Here is a 22,378-nt window from a genome sequence, read left to right as displayed (position 1 = left end):
CGGCGCGGTTCGTCGCGCCGAGCATGCGGTTCGTCCCCGATGCGTCCCGCGCAATCGCACTTGCATCCTTCGCGCTTGGCATTGCTGCGGCGCAGCATATCAATGGGGGCAAGAACAGAACAATATTGGATGCCGATCTGGCCCTTCAAATCTTCAAGGGAGAAAGATCGTGATCAAGACCTTCATCAGCGCCGCCGTCCTCCTCAGCCTCCCGGTCGCCGCAACTGCCGGCGAGCGCAGCTTCAAGCGCGACGGCGTCACCTATGTCTACACCAGCAAGCGCGACGGCGACGCCACCGTGCTCGAAGGCAAGGCATTCCCCGGCGGCTCGGCCTACACGTTGGTCGTGCGCGGCAAGCAGGTCACCGGCCGCGTCGGCGGCACCCCGGTGTCGTTCCGCATCGCCAAGCCGCTCGCGCCGACCGTCCAGACGGCTTCGCGCTAAGCGAGCCACTCATTCCTCCCCTGAGCATGCTCGGGGGAGGAATAGGGTCGCCTAAAACCCCTCCGGCAACTCGATCTTGCCCACCACCTCGCGATAGCGCGAAATCGCGTAGCGGTCGGTCATCCCCGCGATGAAATCGGCGATATGCCGACTGCGCCACGGCTCTTCGCTCGGCAGCGTCTCGCGCCAGTCCTCGGGCATCAGCACCGGGTCCGCGGCATAGGCCGCATACAGCCCAGCAATCACGCCATGCGCCATCTCCGCCGCCGCCAGCTGGTGCGGATGGTGATAGAGATTGGCGTACATGAAGCGCTTGAGCGCCCGCTCCTCCTCGCGCATCGCATCGGAAAAGCCGCACAGTGCCCGCCCCGCCGCGCGCACATCTGCCGCCGTCTCGATGCCCGCCTCGACGATCCGCCGCCGCGTCTCGTCGAGCAGGTCGTTGACCATCACCCCGATTTGCGCCCGGACCAGCTCGCGCATCAGCCGCTTCGGCGAGCCATCCGGGAACCGCGCGCGCACCGCGTCCCAACCCCGCGCGACCAGCGGCACTTCCAGAAGCTGATCCAGCGTCAGCAGCCCCGCGCGCAGCCCATCGTCGATATCGTGATTGTCATAGGCGATGTCGTCGGCGATCGCCGCGACCTGCGCCTCCAGCGAGCTGTGCTGCGTAAGCTCCAGCGGAAACGCTGCGTCCGCCGCCGTCAGCGCCCAGCCCGGCTCCGTCACCGGCCCATTATGCTTGGCCAGCCCTTCCAGCGTCTCCCAGCTCAGGTTCAGCCCGTCCCACCCGGGATAAGGGCAATCGACCACCATCAACGCACGCAGCGTGTTGCCATTATGGTCGAACCCGCCCCGCCCGCTCAGCGCCTCTTCCAGTGCCCGCTCGCCGGCATGGCCGAACGGCGGGTGGCCGATATCATGCGCCAGGCACAGCGCCTCGGTCAGATCCTCGTTCAGCCCCAAAGTCCGCGCGACCGTCCGCCCGATCTGTGCGACCTCCAGACTGTGGGTCAGCCGCACGCGAAAATGGTCGCCATCGGGCGCCATGAACACCTGCGTCTTGTGGCGCAGGCGGCGGAAGCTGATCGAATGGACGATGCGGTCGCGGTCACGCTGAAACGCGTCGCGCGGCCCGCGCGCGGTCCCCTTCCCCTCGTCAAACAACCGCCCACGGCTGCGCGCGGGATCGCTGGCATAGCGGGCGAGGGTCATGCGGCGAACGTCAGGCGAATCGACATGGCGCCCGCATAGATCAATTTACCGGCAGCTTCTCGATCTTCTGTCCCGCTTCGCTGCTCCAGGCAAAGGCCGACACGCCCTTCTTCCGGATCGCGTTGACGAAATCCTGCGCGGCCGCCGGCGTCTTGAACGGCCCGACCAGCAACCGATTGGTAAAGCGCAACGGCGTCGTCCACGCCTGCTTCCCGCGGAACTCGGCGGGCGCATCGGCGACGATCGCCTTCCACGCCTTGGGCAGCGCCTTGACGTCCGCTCCACCCGCAACCTGCGCCCAATGGCGCGCGGGCTCAGCCTTGGCGGGGTCGATCTTGGGCTTGGCCTTTGCCTTCGGGTCAGTTTTGGCCTTCGGGTCGATCTTGGCCTTGGGATCCGCTTTCGCCGTTACCACGGGCTTGGCTGCCGGCTTGGCCACAGGCTCGGGCTTCGGCTTCGCCGCCTCGGCCACCGGAGCGGGCGCGGGTGCGGGGGCAGGCGCAGCTTCCGGCTCCGGCGCGCGACCGGGCATCGGATCGACGCCCAACTCGGCGGCAGGAATCGTGATCCCGGCCATGATCCGCGCGATCACACTATCCTCCGCGCCCACGCGCGGCGCTGCCGGACGCGGTGCCGGCTGGGGTGCAGGTGCAGGTTCAGGCGCACGCGCAACCTCGACCGGTGCAGTTGCGGGCGGCGGGGTAACAACCGACGCCGTTGCCGCTTCGGCAGCCCGCCGCGCCTCCGCCTCGCGCACCGCGCGCTCCTGCGCCGCGCGGGCATCCGCCTCTCGCTGCGCCAGCGCCGCACGTTCCGCCTCGGCGACCCGCCGCGCTTCGGCGTCGCGCTGCGCCTGCGCGACGCGCTCCATCTCCAGCCTTTGCTGCTCGGCGAGCCGGGCCGCTTCGGCGCGGCGCTGCGTCTCCGCCTCCTGCGCCGCCCGCGCATCGGCCAGCCGCTTTGCTTCGGCATCCGCAGCCGCCTGACGTGCAGCCGCTGCTTCCTGCGCCCGCCGCTCGCGCGCACTCACCCGCCGTTCCGGGCGCGCGGGCGTCGATGCTGCCTCGGGCACGCGCGGCGGCGGCGGCGCAGCGGCCACCCGCTCGGGCGCGATAAAGGGCAAGGGCGGCGCAACCTGCGCATCCGCGACCCGCGACGGGGTGCGCCGCAGCTCGCCGAAATGCACCGCAAACGCCTTGTCGGCCGGGGTCAGGCTCGGCAAGCGGCGAAAGAACGGCGCGAGCGCAGTCCCCACGCCGCCCATCATCGTTGCCGCGATGCGATCGGCTCCTGCGGCATCGCCGTTCATCGCCAGGATGAACGCGCGCGCGCGCCACGCTGCACGATCACTGCGGCGGAGCAGCGGGTCGAGGATCTTCATCGCCTCATCGGTGCGCCCGCTGATCCCCAGCGAATAGGCAAAGCGGCGGACCGTCTCGTCATCGGCGCCGCGCGCCATCGCAATCCGATGCTCGCGCTGCGCATGCGGCTGCGCCCCGATCAGGTCATAGGCGAGCCCGCGATCGGAGGCATAGGGCTCCATCGCCACCCCGCCGCGCTCGGCCAGCGCAAACAGCCGCAGCGCCTCGCCCGGCCGCTCGGACCGCACCATCACCATCGCCTGCCCCGCCGCAACGCGCGGATTGCCCGGCGCCAGCGCCTGCGCACGCGCGAAGAACCCCGCCGCAGCCGACGGATCGTTGAGCCGCGCGCTCAGCTCGCCCGCCGCAAGCAATGCGGGGACGTTGCGCGGATCGGTGGCGAGGATGCGCATCTGCTCGGCCAGCCGGTCGGCATTGGGCGTGGGTGGCGGCGCGATTTCCTGCGCAACCGCATTTGGCGCAACAGCCGGGGCGACCACGGCCAGCGCGGCGCTCAAAAGCAAGGAAAGGCGGATGGATCGGGCTGCGCGTGTCATGGGAGTCCGCAGGCTACACCATCGAGGGTCTGAATATCTGCTGTCATCGCGACACGCTGGCGATGGGCCGACGCGCAACCGCGACAGGATGCCGGGGGCTCCGCACGCATCACGCGCGGAGCCCGTCGGGATTACTGGTTGTTCTGACGGTTGAGGAAACGCGGAATGTCCAGCGGATCCTTGTCGTCATCGTCCTTCGAACCGCCGCGCGCCGCCGCCATCCGCTCGAACAGCGTGCCGCCGGTCTTCTTGGGCGCTTCGACCGGAGCCGGGGCGGGTGCCGCAACCTCTTCCTCGTCGCCACCGGTCAGCCAGCGGCGACGGATCGTCGGCTCGCGCGGCGGCTCCTGCGCGGCGGGTGCTTCGGGCACCATCGCGTCGGAACCGAGCACCAGCTCGTCCGCAGTGTCGGCCGGCAGCGCGTCGGGCGCTTCCAGCGTCAGTTCGTCCTCGTCACGTGCGACTGGCGCGGTGTCGTCGAACACGACCGGCGCGGGCGCAGGCGCCACGGGCTCTGCAACTGCCTCGGGCTCGGGCGCAGCGGCAGGGGCCTCAGCCGCCGGAGCGGCAGCACCCAGCGGGCGGCGCACGGTGCCGAACGAGAAGCTGCGGCTGGCCTCGGGCGCGGCGGGTGCGGCGGGCTTGGCCGATGCATCCGCCTCGATGCCCGTCGCGACGACCGACACGCGAATCTTGCCTTCCAGGTCGGGGTTGAACGCCGAACCCCAGATGATGTTGGCATTGTCGTCGACCAGCTCGCGGATATGGTTCGCGGCTTCGTCGACTTCGAGCAGGCGCATGTCCTCGCCGCCGGTGATCGACACGATGACGCCCTTTGCACCATCCAGCGACACGCCGTCGAGCAGCGGGTTGGCGATCGCCTGCTGGGCCGCCTCGATCGCGCGGTTGTCGCCGCTCGACTCGCCGGTGCCCATCATCGCCTTGCCCATCTCGCTCATCACGGCGCGGACGTCGGCAAAGTCGAGGTTGATCAGGCCCGGCATGACCATCAGGTCGGTGATGCCGCGCACGCCCTGCTGCAGCACCTCGTCCGCCATCTCGAACGCTTCCTTGAACGTCGTGTTGGCGTTGGCGACCAGGAACAGGTTCTGGTTCGGAATGACGATCAGCGTGTCGACGAACTTCTGCAGCTCTTCGATGCCCGCTTCCGCCGACAATGCGCGCTTCTTGCCTTCGAACGCGAACGGCTTGGTCACGACGCCGACGGTCAGGATGCCCATGTCGCGCGCGGCCTTGGCGATCACCGGCGCAGCGCCCGTGCCGGTGCCGCCACCCATGCCGGCCGCGATGAAGCACATATGTGCGCCCTTCAGCGCTTCCTGCACATGCTCGATCGTCTCTTCGGCTGCGGCGCGGCCGATCTCGGGCCGGCTACCTGCGCCCAACCCTTGCGTGATCTTCGCGCCCAGCTGGATGCGATGGCTGGCGCTCGACTGCTTCAGTGCCTGCGCGTCGGTGTTCGCCACCAGGAACTCGACCCCCTGCACCTCGGCGCGGATCATGTTCGCGATCGCGTTGCCGCCCGCGCCGCCTACGCCGATCACCGTGATGCGCGGCGTCAGTTCGTCCAGGTCGGGCGGAAGGAAATCGATGCTCATTGTCGTTCAGTCTCCTCGGGGTCGCGCCGGTTTTAAGCTACCCCCGTCTAACCCCTGTTTCTGCACCATGCGGCGGTGCCGTTCCAGCGTTATCCGCCGCCGCTGACATGAAATGTCAATAATTGGCCCGAAACGCGGCCATCATCCGCTGCAACATCGCCTTCGGATTGCTCCGGATCACCAATTGGCCGCGCGACGGCTCCAGATTGCGCAGGTCGACCGGGTCAGCCGCGGCAAAGGTCGCCAGCCCCGCCAGCGTCGCAAACGCCGGCCCCGCATGCGCCTCAGGCAGCGCGGTCAGGCCGCGCGGACGCCCGACCCGGACCGATCGGCCCAGCGCCTGCTGCGCATAATCCGCCACGCCCTTCAGCTCGGCGCCGCCGCCGGTCAGCACGATCTGCCGCCCCACCGGGTCCTCGAAATTCAGCCGCGTCAGCTCCTTGGCGATTTCCGCCATCAACCGGTCGAGCCGCAGGCGGATCACCGCGATCAGCTGCGCCCGCGTGATCCGCGCACCCTCGCCCTCTTCCTCGAGGCTTGCAGGCGCGATGTCGATCATGTCGTGATTGTCGCGCGGCGTCATGTTGGCGCTGCCATAAAAGCACTTCATCCGCTCGGCCTGCCCGCGCCGCGTCCCGAACGCGCTGGCGATATCGTCGGTGATGTCCGCCGACCCCTGCTGGATTGACGACAGGCCGGTCAGCACGCCGTCCTTGTAGACCGAAACATTGGTCACGCCCGCGCCGATCTCGACCAGTGCCACGCCCAGCTCGCGCTCCTCCTCGGACAGGCAAGCCAGCCCCGTCGCGACCGGCGCGGCGATGATCGACCGCACCTCCAGATGCGCCGAACGGACGCACAGATCGAGGTTGCGCACCGGCGCGCCCTCGGTCGACACGACATGGATGTCCACACCCAGCCGCTCGGCATGCAGCCCGCGCGGCTGCTTGACGCCCGCCAGACCATCGAGCGTGTAGCGCGTCGGCTGTGCGTGCAGCACCATGCGCCCGCCCGGATTGATCGCCTCACGCCCGGCGCGCAGCAGATCATCGATGTCCGATTGCTCGACGCGATGCCCGCCCAGATCGACCTCGAGCCGCAGGATATTGGACTCCAGCCCCCCAGCCGAGAAGCTGACCCAGACATCCTCGATGTTCGTGCCCGCGATCCGCTCCGCCTGCTCAACGGCCTCGCGCACCGCCACTTCGGTCGCGGCCATGTCGGCGATATAGCCGCGCTGCACGCCCCGGCTCTCGCGCTGGCCGGTGCCGAGCACGACCAGTTCGCCGCCATCGCCCTTTTGCGCGATCAGCGCCGACACTTTCGACGACCCGATATCGAGCGCGGTAATCAGTCCCTCGGGCGCGGTCTTGGCCATGTCTTACTCCCCCTGCACATTCACACTGGCAGTTTCTGCCGCAGATTCAATCTCTTTGCGGATCACCTGCCCCGGCATCCGCACCACCAGCCGCGTCGGATCGCGCAGATCAAAGCGCAGGTACCCGCGCCCCAGCAACCGATCCGCGCCGTCGAGCTCGGCGAACTTGACCAAGGCCTTGGCCGCCGCCTCTTCCCCCTCGGGCAGCGCCAGCCGCTCGCCGGTGTTGAAGGACAGGTCCCAGCGGCGGTTGCCGATCCATGTCGCCGCCTTGACCAGCGGGCGCAGCGCGGGCGCCGCCGCGAGCAATTTCTGGTACGCTGGCTGCTGCGCATAGGCGCCATCGCCGATCACCAGCGGCAGATCGGGCATCGCCTCGGCCGACACCGGCTCCAGCAGCACGCCCTCGGCATCGATCAGCATGAGTTGCCCCTGATGCTGCCACACCGCCGCCGCCTTGCGCTCGACGATATCGACCACCAGCGTGTCAGGCAGGCGACGCGACACGCGCGCATCGGCGACCCAGCCGATCGTCATCAACCGCGCGCGCACCTCGTCCAGATCAACCAACGGCATCGCGCGGCTCTTCTCGTCCAGCGCGTAGTTATACACGGTCATCTTGTCGGCGCGCTTGATCCCGGTCACCTCGACCTGCTGCACGCGAAAGCCCGCCCGCCCGACCACTTCCGCCGCCGCCGTGCCGACCACGCCGGGCACCCCGAACAGCACCGCCACGCCGATCAGCGACGCAACCGCGATGCCGGTGATGCTCCACGCAATGATCCGATGCAGCGTCGCCTCGCTCACCGGCATCGCCGCGACCATCCGGTCGAGCAAATGCGGCTGCTTGCGCTTCGATTGCGCGCGGCGTTTGGGCTTGACCGTCGGGCGTTTGGGCGTCGGCTTGCGGCTCATCCGGCCTCCTCGCGAAACGCTTCGTCCACGATCGCCTGAACCAGTTGCGGATAGCTCATGCCCATCGCCTTGGCCTGCTCCGGCACCAGACTCAGCGGCGTCATCCCCGGCTGGGTGTTGACCTCCAGCAGGAACAGCCCGTCCAGCCCCTGTTCGTCATCCCAGCGGAAGTCCGACCGCGACGCACCCCTGCACCCCAATAGCCGATGCGCATCGAGCGCGATTTTCTTGCACGCCTGCGCAATCTCATCCGGAATCTCCGCCGGACAGATATGGTCGGTCATCCCGTCGGTATACTTGGCGTCGAAATCGTAAAACCCGCTCTTGGGCTTCAACTCGGTCACCAGCAACGCCGTGTCGCCCAGCACCGCGGTGGTCAACTCGCGCCCCCGAATGAATGGCTCGGCGAGTAGTTCGTCGAATTCCTGCCACGGCCCCTTGGCCTCGGGCGAAATCGGGTTGCCGTAATTGCCCTCGGTCGTGACAATCGCCACGCCCACCGAAGACCCCTCATTGACGGGCTTGAGCACATAGGGCCGCGGCATCGGATCGGCTTCGTACAGCGATGCGGTCGATACGACCTGCCCGCCCGGCATCGGAATGCCATGCGGGACCAAAGCCTGCTTGGTCAGCACCTTGTCGATCGCGATCACCGACGTGACCATGCCAGAGTGCGTATAGCGCAGCCCCATCAGGTCGAGCATCCCCTGCACCGTCCCGTCTTCGCCGGGCGTCCCGTGCAGCGCATTGAACACGACATCGGGCTTCGCCGCCGCCAGCTTCGCCGCAACATCGCGATCCATATCGATCCGCGTGACGCGATGACCCAGCGACTCCAGCGCCTCCGATATCCCCGCGCCCGACATCAGCGACACCGGCCGCTCGGCGGACCAGCCACCCATTAGGACTGCGACGTGGAGGGGGGTGATAACAGTCACGCAAAAACTCCGTTTGGGCTGAGCTTGTCGAAGCCCGGTCCGTGCCCTTCGTTTGCTGGGAGCCGCCCTTCGACAGGCTCAGGGCAAACGGCTGCAGGAAGCTCACTCACTTCGCCAACCCCACCCGCTGAATCTCCCACTCAAGCTCAACCCCGCTCGCCGCCTTCACCCGCGCGCGCACGTCATCCCCCAGCCCTTCGATATCCGCGCTGGTCGCATCGCCGGTGTTGATCAGGAAGTTGGTATGTTTCTCGCTCACCTGCGCCCCGCCGCGCGTCAGCCCGCGACAGCCAGCCACATCGACCAACCGCCACGCCTTGTCGCCCTCGGGGTTCTTGAAGGTCGACCCTCCAGTCTTGCTGCGCAAAGGCTGCGACGCCTCACGCGCGGCAGCGATGCGGTCCATCTCGGCCTGAATCGCGGCCGGCTCACCGGGCTCGCCACGAAAGGTCGCGCTCACCACGATCGCCCCCTCGGGCAGTTCGGAGTGGCGATAGGTGTAGCCCAGCGCCGCGACCGGCAGCGTCAGCCGCTCGCCCGACCTCAGCACGACTTCGCAATCGACCAGCACGTCCTTGGTCTCGCGCCCATAGGCACCGCCATTCATCCGCACAAAACCGCCGACCGTGCCGGGGATCGACCGCAGAAACTCGACGCCCGCGATCCCCGCGTCCCGCGCGGTGGACGACACCAGAATCCCGCTCGCCCCGCCGCCACAGGTCAGCGTCTGCCCCTCGGCCTGAACCTTCGCAAACGCCTTGCCCAACCGCACCACCACGCCCGGCACCCCGCCGTCGCGCACGATCAAATTCGACCCCAGCCCCAGCGCCATCACTGGCACCGCCGGGTCCAGATCGCGCAAAAACTCGGCCAGATCCGCGACATCCGCCGGCTCGAACAGCCACTCCGCCGTCCCGCCACTCTTGAACCAGACGAGCGGCGCCAGCGGCGCGTCGGGGGTCAACTTCCCCCGCACTTTGGGGAGAAGCGTTGCGCTCACTTCATCCCCCACAATTTCGTCCACTGCTTCCAATAGGACAGGTTGGCCTCGGCCGCTTTCTGCCCGGCCTCCTGCAGTGCCGCGACCTGCTTGCCCGTATCGAGCATCGTCTTCGCCGCATCCATCTGCGCCTGTTGCGCGCGCAGGATTTCGCGCTGCATATCGGTGGCGAGGGTGAACCAGTCGCTCATGCTGCCACGCTCCGCTTGGCGTCGACCGCATCGGCGAGGCCCGCCGCCCACTTCGTGATATCGCCCGCACCCAAACACACGATCAGATCGCCCGGCAGCGCCACTTCCGCGATCCGCGCCGCAAGCGCATCGGCATCCGCGACGCTCTCTGCCAGCCGGTGCCCGCGCGCCAGCGTCCGCTCGACCAACGCCTCGCCGCTCACGCCGTCGACCGACGCCTCGCCCGCGGCATAGACCGGCGTCACCAGTACCATGTCGGCGTCGTTGAACGCCTGCGCAAAGTCATCCATCAGATTGCCGAGCCGCGAATAGCGATGCGGCTGCACCACCGCGATCACCCGCCCCTGACTGCTCTCGCGCGCCGCCGACAACACTGCGCGGATCTCGACCGGATGGTGGCCATAATCGTCGATCACGATCGCGGGCGGCTGTCCGTCGAACGCGATTTCGCCGACCTTGGTAAAGCGCCGCTTGACCCCGCCGAACTTGGCAAAGCCGTTCTGGATCGTCGCATCGTCGATGCCCATTTCCAGCGCCACGCCGATCGCGGCGAGCGCATTCTGGACATTGTGCCGCCCCGGCATCGGCAGATCGATCCCCTCGATCGACCGCGTCGTCCCGTCGCGATGGCGGATGATCGCCTCGAACTTGTTGCCGCCCACATGCGGCGTGACATTGACCCCGCGCACATCTGCGCTCGCGGCAAAGCCATAGGTCACGATCCGCCGGTCGCGCACGCGCGGGATGATTGCCTGCACCTCGGGATGGTCGAGGCACAGCAGCGCCGCACCGTAAAAAGGCACATTCTCGACGAACTCGACATAGGCGTCCTTGGCCCGCTCGAAGCTGCCATAGTGATCGAGATGCTCTGGATCGATGTTGGTCACCACCGCGATCGTGCCATCGAGCCGCAGGAAGCTGCCGTCGCTCTCATCAGCCTCAACCACCATCCACTCGCTGTCGCCCAGCCGCGCGTTGGAGCCGTACTGGTTGATGATGCCGCCATTGATCACGGTCGGGTCGATCCCGCCCGCATCAAGCAGCGCTGCGATCATGCTCGTCGTCGTGGTCTTGCCATGCGTCCCCGCCACCGCGACGGTGGACTTGAGCCGCATCAGCTCGGCCAGCATCTCCGCGCGCCGCACCACCGGAATCCGCGCCGCATAGGCGGCCTGCACTTCGGGGTTGTCGCGCTTGATCGCGGTCGAGGTCACGACCACCGCCGCATCGCCCAGATTGTCCGCGCTCTGCCCGATCGTGATCGCAATGCCACGCTTGCGTAGACCTTCGACGACATAGCCCTCGGCACTGTCGCTGCCCTGCACCTTGTAACCCAGGTTATGCATCACCTCGGCAATGCCCGACATGCCGATCCCGCCGATCCCGACGAAATGGATCGTGCCGATATCCTTCGCGACACCCTTCACGCAAACGCCTCCCCGCCCTGCGCGATTTTCACCGGCTCGGCCCGTCCCATTCCTGCCGACGCCCAGTCGGCGTCGATCGATTCCACCAGATCCGCCAGATCGCGGACCGCATCGGGCCGCCCGACGCTGCGCGCACACGCCGCGGCATGCGCCAGCCCCTCGGGGTCCAGCCCCAGTTTCTGGATCTGCTTGGCCAGCTCCTGCGCCGTGAACGACCGCTGCGGGATCGTCCGCGCCCCGCCCGCCGCGCTGATCTCGCGCGCATTGGCAGTCTGATGATCGTCAGTCGCACTTGGCAGCGGTACCAGGATCGCCGGACGCCCTGCGGCGGTCAGCTCGGCGATGGTCGAAGCGCCCGCGCGCGCAATCACGATATGCGCCCATGCCAGCCGCTCGGGCAGATCGGGCAAATACGTCGCGATCTCCGCCGGAATGCCATGCTCGGCATACTTCCGACGCACCTCGTCAATATCCTCGACCCGCGCCTGATGCGTCACCTGCAACCGGCGGCGGAAATGCACGGGCAGCAGCGCGAGCCCATCGGGAACGACTTGGCTCAGCACCGACGCGCCCTGACTTCCCCCGGTGACCAGCACGCGGAAGATGCCATCCTCCTCCAGCGGCGGGTAGGGCCGCAGCCGCAGCTCCAGAACCGCCTCACGCACCGGATTGCCGGTCAGATGGGTCTTGTTGGCATAAGACGGCTTCAGCCGCGCAACCTCGGCATAGCTGGTGGCGATCGCCCCCACCTTGCCCGCCACCAGCCGGTTGACCCGGCCCAGCACGGCATTCTGCTCATGGATCACCGTCGGCACCTTCGCCGCGAACGCCGCCGACAGCGCGGGCATCGACGCATAGCCGCCGAATGCCACCACTGCGGCAGGACGGAACTGGCGATACAGCTTGCGCGCCTGCGACCGCCCCTTGGCCATCGTCCGCAGCGCCTTCAGCCAGCCGAGCGGCCCTCCGGCAAAGCGCGATGCCGGGACGACATGCGTCGCGATCCCGTCGAACAGGTCGGGAAACCGCACCCCGCGCTCGTCGGAGATCAGCGCAACGCTATGCCCGCGCCGCATCAGCTCCGCCGCCAATGCCGCAGCGGGAACCATATGTCCGCCAGTGCCCCCGGCGGCGAGGACGTAATGCCGTCCCGAAGTCATTTATTGTTTCCTCGAACCGTATAGTTGGAGCGCTTCAGATACGGGTTCCGCCGCGTGAAAGCGAGCAGCAGTCCCATTCCGATCGACAGCGCCACCATCGACGATCCGCCATAGGAAATGAAGGGCAAGGTCATTCCCTTGGAGGGGGCAAGCCCGGTGTTCACCGCCATGTTGATCACCGCCTGAATCCCGAATTGGGCCGCCAGCCCCGCCGCCGCGAGCAACCGGAACGCATCCTCCTCGTCCAGCAGCTTGATCAGCACGCGCACGACGATGGCGAGGTAGATCAGCGCGATGACGATGCACGCGATCAGGCCGAACTCCTCGCCCATGACCGAAAAGATATAATCGGTATGCGCCTCGGGCAGCTTGAACTTGACCGTCCCGCCGCCGGGGCCAGTGCCGGTCGCCCCGCCACCGGTCAGCACCGCATGCGCCATGTCGGTCTGGTAATGCTCCGCCGCCGCCTTTTCGGGATCGGGGAACAGGAAGCTGTCGATGCGCGTGCGTGCGGTGTCGTAGAACAGATAGGCCGCGACCACCCCGGCAATCCCCGCCCCGCCCAGGAACCCGATCGCGCGCGTCGAAATCCCCGACAGCATCAGCAGGATCACCCAGACCAGCGCAAAGATCATCGTCTGCCCGAAATCGGGCTGCTTCATCAGCAGCGCCGCAATGACGAAGGTCAGCACGCCGGTCAGCGGGATCACCGGCAGGCTCGGGTCCTTCGCGCGCAGCGACAACAGCCAGGCGGTGGTGACGATGTAGAGCGGCTTGAGAAACTCGGACGGCTGGAACGACGCGATGCCAATGCCGATCCAGCGCCGCGCGCCGTTGACCTCGGCGCCAAAGAACGCCGCAACCCCGACCAGCAGCACGCAGATCGCCGTGCCCAGGATCGCCCCACGCCGGGCAAAGCCGACCGGCAGCATCGACACGACCAGCAGCACCGGGATCGATAACCCGATCCACAGCGCCTGCCGCCAGAAATAATGCATCGCCGCAAACTGCTTGGTCGAATCCGAATAGCGCTCGGCCGATGCGGGCGACGCTGCCGCCACCGCGACCAGCCCGATGCCGATCAGCAGAAACGCAAGCAGCAACAGGATGCGGTCGATTTCCCAGAACCACAGCCCCAGCGGGGTCTTGCTGCCGCGGCTCAGCTGGTCCTCGAACCGCTCGCGCAGCGGCTTGCGCTTGGGGCTAGTGCGGATCACGTCGGTCAAAACAAAGCCTCCACCGCCGCGCGGAACTGGTCACCGCGATCCTCATAGTCGCGGAACTGGTCGAACGACGCGCACGCCGGGGACAGCAACACCGTCTCCCCCGCCGCCGCATTCGCCGCCGCCGCACGCACCGCCCCGGCGAGCGTGCCCGAGCGTTCGACCGGGATCTCGCCCTTCAGGATTTCCGCAAACATCTCCGTCGCTTCGCCGATGGTGTAGGCGCGGACAATATGGGGGAAACCCGAACGGCAAGCATCGAGATCGGCGGTCTTGGCCTTGCCGCCCAAAATCCAGTGGACGCGCGGATAGGCGGCCAGCGCCGGCGCGGTCGATTCCGCATTGGTCGCCTTGCTGTCATTGACGAACAGCACGCCGTTCCTGGTCGCGACCCGCTCCATCCGGTGCGGCAGCCCGGGAAAGCTCTCAAGGCCGCGGTCGATGCTCGCCTGATCCACCCCCAGCGCCTCGCACGCGGCAATCGCGGCCAGCGCGTTCTGCGCATTGTGCGGCCCCTGCAACGCGGGCCAGCGCGACTGGTCCATGCAGAAGCCCGGCGCGATCTTGGTCAGGTCCTCGGCGCGACCCGCCCGCGCGACCTGCTTGGCCACCCCCTGCGACGCCTCGTCACCGATCCCGATGATCGCCGCATGCCCCTTGGACTGCATCGCAAACAGCCGCGCCTTCGACGCCGCATAGCCATCGAACCCGTCATACCGATCGAGATGATCCGGCGTGATGTTGAGCAGCACCGCCACCTCGCAATCGAGGCTTTGGGTCAGGTCGATCTGATAGCTCGACAGCTCGAGCACATAGACGCCGCCCTCAGGCAACGGCTCCTGCCCCAGGATCGGCAACCCGATATTCCCGCCCAGCCGCGCGGGGATACCGGCGGTTTCGAGGATGTGGTGGATCAGCGCAGTCGTGGTCGACTTGCCATTAGTTCCGGTAATCCCGACAACCTTGTGCGTCGGAAGCTCGCCCCGAGCCTGCGCGAAGAGCTCAATATCGCCGATGATTGGGACGCCGGTTTCGCGGGCAACGGTCGCCAACGGATGGCGATTGAGCGGAACACCCGGAGAAAAGACGAAGCCATCCGCTTCGATCTCCTGCCAATCGGTGAAGTCATCGACGAACAGCTGCTCGTCCAACAGATCACGCGCGTCGGCTATCACCGCGTCGCGCTTGTCCTTGGCATCGTCCCACGCCAGCACTTCCGCCCCGCCAGCCAGCAGCGCGCGCACGCTCGCCGCCCCCGACCGCGCCAGCCCGAGTACCGCAAAGCGTTTCCCGCGCCAGGCGCGCGAAACGATCACCGCAGTTTCAGCGTCGCGAGCCCCGCCAGCGCCAGCACGAAGGCGATGATCCAAAATCGGATCACGACCGTCGGCTCGCTCCAGCCCAGCTGCTCGAAATGATGGTGGATCGGCGCCATCTTGAACACGCGCTTGCCGGTGCGCTTGTACCAGAACACCTGGATGATGACGCTCAGCGCCTCGACCACGAACAGCCCGCCGATGATCCCCAGCACCAGCTCGTGATGCGTCGTCACCGCAATCGCGCCCAGCGCTCCGCCCAGAGCCAGCGACCCGGTATCACCCATGAACACCGCCGCCGGCGGCGCATTGAACCACAGGAAGGCGAGGCCAGCGCCAACGATCGCGCCGCAGAAGATCGCCAGATCGCCCGCCCCCGGCACATGCGGAATACCCAGATACGTCGCGAACACCTTGTTCCCGACGACATAGGCGATCAGCATGAACGCCATGCTTGCGATGATCACCGGCATCGTCGCGAGGCCATCGAGCCCGTCGGTCAGGTTGACCGCATTGCCGAACGCCACGATCGTGAACGCGGCAAAGACGATGTAGAAATAGCCAAGGTCGACGCTGAACTGGCTGAAGAACGGCACATACAGCATCGTCCCGTTCTGCAGCGTGATCACCCACGCCGCGATGCCCGCAATCGCGAACTCCCCCAGCAGCCGCATCCGCCCGGACACACCCGCCGTACTCGCCTTGCGCACCTTGTCATAGTCGTCGAGGAATCCGATCATCCCGAAGCCGAGCGTCACGAAGATGCACGCCCAGATATACGGGTTGGACAGGTCCATCCACAGCGCCAGCGCCAGCGTCAGGCTGGTCAGGATCATGAGGCCGCCCATCGTCGGCGTGCCGCGCTTGGCCAAATGGCTCTGCGGTCCATCGGCGCGGATCGGCTGCCCCTTGCCCTGCCGGACGCGCAGCCAGCCGATAAAGCGCGGCCCGATGATCAGGCCGATCAACAGCGCGGTCGCGACCGATGCACCGGTGCGGAACGACAGGTACCGGAACAGGTTCAAAATGCCCGGAAAGCCCAGCCATTCGGCGATCTCGTATAGCATCAGCCCCTTCCCGCCAGCGCCGCGACGACCCGCGACAGCCCGACCCCGTTCGAACCCTTGATGAGAACCGCGTCCCCGGCCCTCAGCATCGCATCGAGCGACACGCGGGCGCTCGCCGCGTCGGGGACATGGACCAATTCGACCCGCCCCTCAAGCGCTGCAGCCAGCGGCTTCATCCCCTCGCCGACAAGAAGCACCGCTTCGACGCCTGCCGCCGTTACCGGCTCTGCCAGATCGGCATGAAAGTCCCCGGATTGCTCGCCCAGCTCGCGCATTTCGCCCAACACCGCGACGCGCCGTGTCGCCGGGGTCGCGGCCAGCACCGCCAGCGTCGCGCGCATCGATGCGGGGTTGGCGTTGTAGCTCTCGTCGATGACCAGCGCCTCGCCGCCAGCGACCGGCGCGGCAAAGCGCGCGCCGCGCCCGGCAAGGCCGCCCATCTCGCCCAGCGCCAGCCCCGCCTGCTCCAGATCACCGCCGGCCGCGTCCACCGCCGCCAGCACCGCCATCGCATTGGCGACCCAATGATCGCCCGGCTGCGACAGCGTGAAGCTCAGCGTCTTCTCGGCCCCGATCTTCGCGGTGACAAAGGTGCCCCCCGGCTGGCCGTGCATCACCTCGACCGCGCGCACGTCCGCACCGTTGCCAAGGCCAAAGGTCACGATCCGCGCCGCATGCCCCGTCGCGGCAGCGATCAGACGGTCGCGATGCGGGCTATCGAACGGCACGATCGCGGTGCCGCCCGGCTCCAGCCCCTGAAAAATCTCGCCCTTGGCGTCGGCAATCGCTTCTTCGCCATCGAAGAATTCGGTGTGCGCCGGCGCGATGGTGGTGACGATCGCGATGTGCGGGCGCACGATCCGGGTCAGCGTGGCCAGTTCGCCGGCATGATTCATCCCCATCTCGAACACGCCAAAACGCGTGTCGCGCGGCATCCGCGCCAGGCTCAGCGGCACGCCGGTATGGTTGTTGTAGCTTTTGACCGAGCGATGCGCCTGCCCCGGCTCGGGCCGGTCGAGGCAGTCGAACAGCGCCTCCTTGGTGCCGGTCTTGCCGACCGACCCGGTCACGCCGATCACCACCCCGTCCATCCGCGCGCGGCTGGCGCGGGCTAGATTCTCCAGCGCCGCCATCGTGTCGCTGGTCAGGACATGCCGATGCGCCGTCGCCTGCGACACCACCGCCCCCGCCGCACCGCTGGCCAAGGCTTGCTCCAGAAACTTGTGCCCGTCGGTGGTCTCGCCGGTCAGCGCAAAGAACAGCGCGCCCGGCCCGACTTCACGGCTGTCGAACGCGACCGCGTCGACCGCAAACTCCGCCGAAGCCGCCCCGCCCGTCGCCGCTGCGATCTCGGCGGAGGTCCACAGCGGACTCACGCCGCCGCCTCGCGCGCCACGCTCACATCATCGAACGGCAGCACCATGTCGCCGACGATCTGCCCCTGCTCATGCCCCTTGCCGGCGATCAGCACGATGTCCTCCGGACCCGCTGCCGCGATCGCCGCTTCGATCGCCGCGCGCCGGTCGCCGATCTCGGTCGCCTGCGGGGATCCCTTCATCACTTCGCGGCGGATCGACGCCGCATCCTCACCGCGCGGATTGTCATCGGTCACGATCACCAGGTCCGCACCCGCCACCGCCGCCTGTCCCATCGGCTGGCGCTTGCCCGCATCGCGGTCGCCGCCTGCGCCGAACACCAGGATCAGCCGCCCCGCTGCATGCGGCTTCAGCGCAGCAATCGCCGCCTCGATCGCATCGGGCGTATGCGCATAGTCGACATAGACCGGTGCGCCGGTCTTGCTGATCGCCGCGCGCTCCAGCCGGCCGCGCACCGGCTGCAACCGCGCCAGATTGGCAAAGGTCTGCGCCGGATCGCCGCCGGTCGCGATCACCAGCCCCGCCGCGATCAGCGCATTCGCCGCCTGATAGCCACCGATCAGCGGCAGTCCGACGCGATAGGTCTCGCCGCCGAACGCAATCTCCAGCTTCTGGTCGAGCAGCGTCGGCGCGCGCGACACCAGCCGGATTGTGTCGCCATGTTCACCGACCGTGATGATCCGGTTACCGCGCATCCGGGCAATGTCGATCACCCGCTCGCTATGCGGATCGTCGGCCCACACCACCGCCGTCCCGCCGGGATCGAGCACATCGGCGAACAGCCGCAGCTTGGCGGTGAAATAATCCGCCATATCCTTGTGATAGTCGAGGTGATCGCGGCTGAGGTTCGTAAACGCCGCCGCACGCACCGGCAGCCCCTCGGTGCGGTATTGCGACAGGCCGTGGCTCGACGCCTCGAACGCCAGATGCGTCACCCCCTCGCGCGCAAGTCCCGCGACGTTGGACAGGAACGTCACGACATCCGGCGTGGTCAGCCCGGTCGACACCATCTCGCCCGCGGTGGTGACGCCCAGCGTACCGATCGACGCAGCATGATGCCCCGCCATGCGCCACAGCTGCCGCACCATCTCGACCGTCGATGTCTTGCCGTTGGTCCCGGTGACGGCGACCGAAGTCTCAGGGAACGGCGCAAAGAACCGCGCCGCGATCCGTGCGAATTCGGTGCGCGGGTGGTCGCTCGCGATATGCGCCGCGCCTTCGACCGTCACTTCGGGCCGTGCGACCACCGCAATCGCCCCGCGCGCCACCGCCTCGGCAATATAATCCTCGCCGTTGAAACGGGTGCCGCGAAACGCGCCGAACACGGTGCCCGGCGCGATCTTGCGATGGTCGATGGCGAAACCGGTGACGATGCCCTGCTCGCCACCGCCGGTCAGGTCGGCGAGCTTCACTCGTCCACCCCCGCGCCGAGCGCGGCGACGGCGGCGGGCTTGCCCTTCGCCTCCGCCTTCCACAGCAGCGGGGTCAGGTCGGAAACGTCCACGTCCCGGCGCTCGTCGGGAACCACGCCCAGCATCGCGCCGGTGCGCATCACGACGCGGTTGACGACGGGGGCCGCGGTCCACCCGGCGGTGGACTGGCCTGCGGACTCGGCGTTACCGATCGGCGAATCAAGCATCACCAGCACCACATAGCGCGGTGCGTCCATCGGGAAAGCCGCTGCGAAGGTCGATACGTTCTTGTTGCGCTGATATCCGCCGCGTCCGGGCACTTCGGCGGTGCCGGTTTTGCCCCCGACGCGATAGCCGGCCGCATCGGCCTTGCTGCCGGTGCCATGCGTGACGATCAGGCGCATCAGCTGGCGCATCCGCGCGCTGGTCGCTTCCGAAATCACGCGGCGGCCCGCCGGCGCCTTGCCCGGTTCGATCTTGCGCAGCGTCGCCGGGCGCCACACCCCGCCATTGATCATCGCGGCATAGGCGCTCGCCAGATGCAGCGGCGTGACCGCGATGCCATGGCCATAGCCGGTGGTCATCACCGTGGTGCGCGCCCAGTATTTCGGCCACAACGGCCCCGCCACGCCGCCCAGCTCGATCGGCGCCTTGGTGTCGAAGCCAAGGCCGCGGAACATCGCTTCCATCCGATCCTTGCCCAGCTCATCGGCGATCCGCGCGGTCGCGATGTTCGATGAATGGATCAGTGTCTCGGGGATGTTCAGCCAGCGCTTTTGCGCGTGATCGTCGCGGATGCGAAAGCCCCCGACCTGCAATGGCTCGGTCGCGTCGTAGCGCTTCGACATCGACGGCGCGATCCCGGTCTCGATTGCGAACGCCATGGTCAACGGCTTGAAGGTCGATCCCAGCTCATAAACGCTCTGCGTCACATTGTTGCGGAAATGCTCGGGGTTCGCGCCCTTCACATTGTTCGGGTTGAACGTCGGCAGCGACGTCATCGCCACCACTTCACCCGTCGCGACATCAAGGATCACGCCCGCCGCGCCCTGCGCCTGGAAACTGGCCATCGCCGCGCCGAGCTCGCTGTCCAGCGCCGCCTGCGCGCGCAGGTCGATCGACAGCGCCACAGGCTGTCCCCGCTGCGCCGGATCGGTCAGCTGGCGGTCAAGGATATGCTCCATCCCGCTGACGCCCTTGCCGTTGAAATCGACAAAGCCCAACGCGTGCGCAGCCAGCGTGGCCTGCGGATACAGCCGTTGCGGTTCGCGCGCGAACTCGATCCCCGGCTCGCCCAGCGCATGGACGGCGGCGACCAACTCGGGCACCGCGCGCCGCTGGAGATAGGTGAACTTCGAACCGCTGTTGAGCAGCTTGGCGTACTCACCGGCGCTCTTGCCAGGCAGCGTGGCGGCCAGCATCTGCGCCAGCGCCGCCTTGTCGCCGATCACCCGGTCAGGCCGCACGCCGATCGACCAGGCGTCGATCGTGCGGGCGAGTGGCGCGCCGTTGCGGTCGACCAGATCGCCGCGCAGCGGGACCAGCATCGCGTTGACGCTCGGCGCACGCTGCGGCTCGGCAAACACCGCCAGCAGCGCCAGCCGCCCCACGATCACCGCAAACGCCGCCGCGAACAACAGGGTCAGGATCATCAGCCGCACATGCGCGACCGCAATCGGCGACGACCGGCTGCCGTCGCGTGGGCGGATCCGCGGCGCAGGGGCGACCAGGACCGTCACCGCAATTTGCGCGCCTCCGCGCGGACGCCCTGCATCAGGTCGCCAAAGCTCGAATCCTTGAGCAGGCTGCGATCCAGCGCCGCCACCGCCTTGTCCTTTGCCACTACCGGGGCCGGCGCGGCCGCCCGCTTGGGCTTGGCCACGGCAGCAGCCGCCACCGCAACCGGTGCAGCCGCCGTCTTCTCGACCACCGCCGGCTTGACCGCCGCGACCGCATCACTCGCCACCGCCGGGCCGCGCACCACTTCGGGCAGGCCCTGCGGAACGACCATCGCTGCATAGCGCTCGGCGGTCCCGTCACCTTCCATCGGGCGCAGCGCCGCCAGTTCGGTATCGCTCGCCAGGAACTGGCGCGGCGTCGGCGCGGTGTAGCGCATCACCTCGCCGTTCCAGCGCTCGAGCTGGGCGAGGTTGGCGCGCGTGTCGAACTCGGTCTCAAGGCCGCGAATATCCTTGTGCGCCTTCGCAATCGCGCGCTCGACCGCCTCGACCTTCGACCGCTCGGCCGCAACCTGCGACGACACCAGATAGCAGGCCGGCGTCACGACCACGCCGGTCAGGAACCACCCGAATCCGCTCAACGCCTTGATCGCCATCACCGCCTCCTCAACGCCACGCCGGTGCCGCCGTGCGCCGCGCGACGCGCAAGGTCGCGGACCGGGCACGCGGGTTCACCGCAATCTCATCCTCACCGGCCCGGATCGCCTTTGCGGGCGGTTCAAAGCTCGGCGCCTGTTCCGCCGCGATCATCGGGCGATGCCGCGATCCCGTCGGTTCGCTCCCGCTGCGTTCGCGCAGGAATTTCTTGACCATCCGGTCTTCCAGGCTGTGGAACGTCACCACCACCAGCCGCCCGCCGGGCTTCAGCGCCCGCTCGGCCGCGACCAGCCCTTCCTCAAGCTCGTCGAGCTCGCGGTTGAGGTGAATCCGGATCGCCTGGAAGGTCCGGGTAGCCGGGTCCTTCTTCTCATGCGGACGGTACCCAAGGGCGCGCCGCACCACATTGGCCAGATCCCCCGTGCGCGCGAGAGGCCGTGCCTTCACAATCGCTTGTGCCACACGTCGGGCCTGTTTTTCTTCCCCGTAATTCCGCAATATCGTGGTTAAATCAGACTCGCTGATTTCGTTAACGAGTTCGGCGGCAGTCATGCCCGACTGGTCCATCCGCATGTCGAGCGGACCGTCCGACTGAAAGCTGAAACCCCGGTCGGCCTGGTCAAGCTGCATCGACGACACGCCGATGTCGAGCGTTACGCCATCGACCGGCGACAGGTCACGCACAGCCAGCTCACGGTCCATCGCGGAGAACGGCGACTGGATCAGGATCAGTCGATTTTCACTCGCATTCACAAGCGCTTGACCGCCTTCGATCGCATCGGGATCGCGATCGAAGGCGACCACCTCGGCGCCCCGCTCGAGGAACGCACGCGTATAGCCACCGGCACCGAAGGTCCCATCGACATGGCGCTCGCCCGGCACGATGGCGAGCGCGTCGAGCACCTCTGCCAGCATCACCGGAACATGTGGACGATCCTGGTTAACGGCATCGTGGGCGAAGGTTGCGGTCACAGCACCACCCCCTTCTCTTCCAGGCAATAGCGGCACGCCGCCTTGATCTGTTCGGAGATCGTCGGGTGATCGAGCAGGGTGCGCGGGTTCCACACTTCGATCGTCGCGCCGACGCCCATGAAAAAGGCGTAGCTGCCCTTGGGAATGCCCGCGAGATGGCCGAGCATGCCCGGCAGCACGAACCGGCCCGACGGGTCGAACGCGATATTCTCGCTCGTCCCCACGCCGTCGCGCCAGATATTGGCGTCGGCCTGACCGCGCTCGCCGGCAAACTCGGTCGCCCGCGCGTCGAGCCGCTCCATCAGCGAGTCAAAGAAGGGCTCGTCATAGGCGACCAGGCATTTGTCAGTTTCGTGGGTGGACAGGATCGCGACCCGGGCGTCCTTGCTGTCGCTCGGCTGGCCGCTGTTCTTCTCGAGCGTTGCGCGCAGCCCGGCAGGGATGGCGACACGACCCTTGTCGTCCACCAG

20 protein-coding genes are annotated in these 22,378 nt (G+C 67.6%); 1 reads left to right on the top strand and 19 read right to left on the bottom strand.

Translation table 11 applies throughout. The features are described 5' to 3' along the window. Positions 1 to 169 precede the first annotated feature (169 nt). A complete protein-coding gene (locus K9B35_RS18470; protein ID WP_224923471.1) occupies positions 170 to 445 on the top strand; it encodes a hypothetical protein in 276 nt (91 codons plus the stop codon). 51 nt (positions 446 to 496) lie between these two features. Here K9B35_RS18470 and K9B35_RS18465 read toward each other — a convergent pair whose 3' ends face one another. From K9B35_RS18465 to K9B35_RS18375, 19 genes are all read right to left on the bottom strand, one after another. Further along, a complete protein-coding gene (locus tag K9B35_RS18465) occupies positions 497 to 1,660 on the bottom strand; it encodes a deoxyguanosinetriphosphate triphosphohydrolase (protein WP_224923470.1) in 1,164 nt (387 codons plus the stop codon). A 40-nt stretch (positions 1,661 to 1,700) separates the two neighbouring features. Beyond that, positions 1,701 to 3,539 carry a tetratricopeptide repeat protein gene (locus tag K9B35_RS18460; RefSeq protein WP_224923469.1) on the bottom strand — a complete coding sequence of 613 codons (1,839 nt, stop codon included), beginning with the start codon at positions 3,537 to 3,539 and terminating at the stop codon, positions 1,701 to 1,703. A gap of 170 nt (positions 3,540 to 3,709) precedes the next feature. Then, the gene (gene ftsZ / locus K9B35_RS18455) at positions 3,710 to 5,197 is read right to left on the bottom strand and encodes a cell division protein FtsZ (protein ID WP_224923468.1); all 1,488 of its coding nucleotides are present in this window, start codon (positions 5,195 to 5,197) and stop codon (positions 3,710 to 3,712) included. A 115-nt stretch (positions 5,198 to 5,312) separates the two neighbouring features. After that, positions 5,313 to 6,575: a cell division protein FtsA gene (gene ftsA, locus K9B35_RS18450; protein WP_224923467.1), complete on the bottom strand. Its 1,263-nt coding sequence runs from the start codon at positions 6,573 to 6,575 to the stop codon at positions 5,313 to 5,315. A gap of 3 nt (positions 6,576 to 6,578) precedes the next feature. Further along, positions 6,579 to 7,490 (bottom strand): cell division protein FtsQ/DivIB, encoded by a 912-nt coding sequence (locus tag K9B35_RS18445; protein ID WP_224923466.1) that lies wholly within the window; start codon positions 7,488 to 7,490, stop codon positions 6,579 to 6,581. Next, on the bottom strand, positions 7,487 to 8,392 hold the full coding sequence (locus K9B35_RS18440) for a D-alanine--D-alanine ligase (protein WP_412103491.1): 906 nt from the start codon (positions 8,390 to 8,392) through the stop codon (positions 7,487 to 7,489). The genes K9B35_RS18445 and K9B35_RS18440 overlap by 4 nt, the downstream gene beginning before the upstream one ends. Positions 8,393 to 8,534: 142 nt before the next feature. Then, positions 8,535 to 9,428 carry a UDP-N-acetylmuramate dehydrogenase gene (murB, locus tag K9B35_RS18435; RefSeq protein WP_224923464.1) on the bottom strand — a complete coding sequence of 298 codons (894 nt, stop codon included), beginning with the start codon at positions 9,426 to 9,428 and terminating at the stop codon, positions 8,535 to 8,537. Next, positions 9,425 to 9,619 carry a hypothetical protein gene (locus K9B35_RS18430; RefSeq protein ID WP_224923463.1) on the bottom strand — a complete coding sequence of 65 codons (195 nt, stop codon included), beginning with the start codon at positions 9,617 to 9,619 and terminating at the stop codon, positions 9,425 to 9,427. Before K9B35_RS18430 ends, murB begins: the two co-directional genes overlap by 4 nt. Next, positions 9,616 to 11,046: a UDP-N-acetylmuramate--L-alanine ligase gene (gene murC, locus K9B35_RS18425; RefSeq protein WP_224923462.1), complete on the bottom strand. Its 1,431-nt coding sequence runs from the start codon at positions 11,044 to 11,046 to the stop codon at positions 9,616 to 9,618. Before murC ends, K9B35_RS18430 begins: the two co-directional genes overlap by 4 nt. Beyond that, positions 11,043 to 12,206 (bottom strand): undecaprenyldiphospho-muramoylpentapeptide beta-N-acetylglucosaminyltransferase, encoded by a 1,164-nt coding sequence (gene murG, locus K9B35_RS18420; protein WP_224923461.1) that lies wholly within the window; start codon positions 12,204 to 12,206, stop codon positions 11,043 to 11,045. The genes murC and murG overlap by 4 nt, the downstream gene beginning before the upstream one ends. After that, entirely contained in the window at positions 12,203 to 13,432 is a 1,230-nt protein-coding gene (locus K9B35_RS18415) for an FtsW/RodA/SpoVE family cell cycle protein (RefSeq protein WP_412103488.1), read from the bottom strand. The genes murG and K9B35_RS18415 overlap by 4 nt, the downstream gene beginning before the upstream one ends. Next, positions 13,429 to 14,745: a UDP-N-acetylmuramoyl-L-alanine--D-glutamate ligase gene (gene murD, locus K9B35_RS18410; protein ID WP_224923460.1), complete on the bottom strand. Its 1,317-nt coding sequence runs from the start codon at positions 14,743 to 14,745 to the stop codon at positions 13,429 to 13,431. The genes K9B35_RS18415 and murD overlap by 4 nt, the downstream gene beginning before the upstream one ends. Continuing rightward, entirely contained in the window at positions 14,742 to 15,812 is a 1,071-nt protein-coding gene (gene mraY, locus K9B35_RS18405; RefSeq protein WP_224923459.1) for a phospho-N-acetylmuramoyl-pentapeptide-transferase, read from the bottom strand. Before mraY ends, murD begins: the two co-directional genes overlap by 4 nt. After that, a complete protein-coding gene (locus K9B35_RS18400) occupies positions 15,812 to 17,188 on the bottom strand; it encodes a UDP-N-acetylmuramoyl-tripeptide--D-alanyl-D-alanine ligase (protein ID WP_224923458.1) in 1,377 nt (458 codons plus the stop codon). Before K9B35_RS18400 ends, mraY begins: the two co-directional genes overlap by 1 nt. Further along, a complete protein-coding gene (locus tag K9B35_RS18395; protein ID WP_224923457.1) occupies positions 17,185 to 18,600 on the bottom strand; it encodes a UDP-N-acetylmuramoyl-L-alanyl-D-glutamate--2,6-diaminopimelate ligase in 1,416 nt (471 codons plus the stop codon). Before K9B35_RS18395 ends, K9B35_RS18400 begins: the two co-directional genes overlap by 4 nt. Beyond that, a complete protein-coding gene (locus K9B35_RS18390; RefSeq protein ID WP_224923456.1) occupies positions 18,597 to 20,339 on the bottom strand; it encodes a peptidoglycan D,D-transpeptidase FtsI family protein in 1,743 nt (580 codons plus the stop codon). Before K9B35_RS18390 ends, K9B35_RS18395 begins: the two co-directional genes overlap by 4 nt. Further along, positions 20,336 to 20,935, bottom strand: coding sequence for a hypothetical protein (locus K9B35_RS18385; protein ID WP_224923455.1), 600 nt, complete (start codon positions 20,933 to 20,935; stop codon positions 20,336 to 20,338). Before K9B35_RS18385 ends, K9B35_RS18390 begins: the two co-directional genes overlap by 4 nt. Positions 20,936 to 20,945: 10 nt before the next feature. Beyond that, positions 20,946 to 21,908, bottom strand: a complete 963-nt coding sequence (rsmH, locus tag K9B35_RS18380) for a 16S rRNA (cytosine(1402)-N(4))-methyltransferase RsmH (RefSeq protein WP_224923454.1) — start codon at positions 21,906 to 21,908, stop codon at positions 20,946 to 20,948. Next, entirely contained in the window at positions 21,905 to 22,375 is a 471-nt protein-coding gene (locus K9B35_RS18375) for a division/cell wall cluster transcriptional repressor MraZ (protein ID WP_224923453.1), read from the bottom strand. Before K9B35_RS18375 ends, rsmH begins: the two co-directional genes overlap by 4 nt. Between the last annotated feature and the right edge of the window lie 3 nt (positions 22,376 to 22,378).

This window comes from Sphingomonas sp. R647, from assembly GCF_020177055.1.
Classification (GTDB): Bacteria; Pseudomonadota; Alphaproteobacteria; order Sphingomonadales; family Sphingomonadaceae; genus Sphingomonas.
This window is presented reverse-complemented; position numbering and strand designations above follow the sequence as displayed.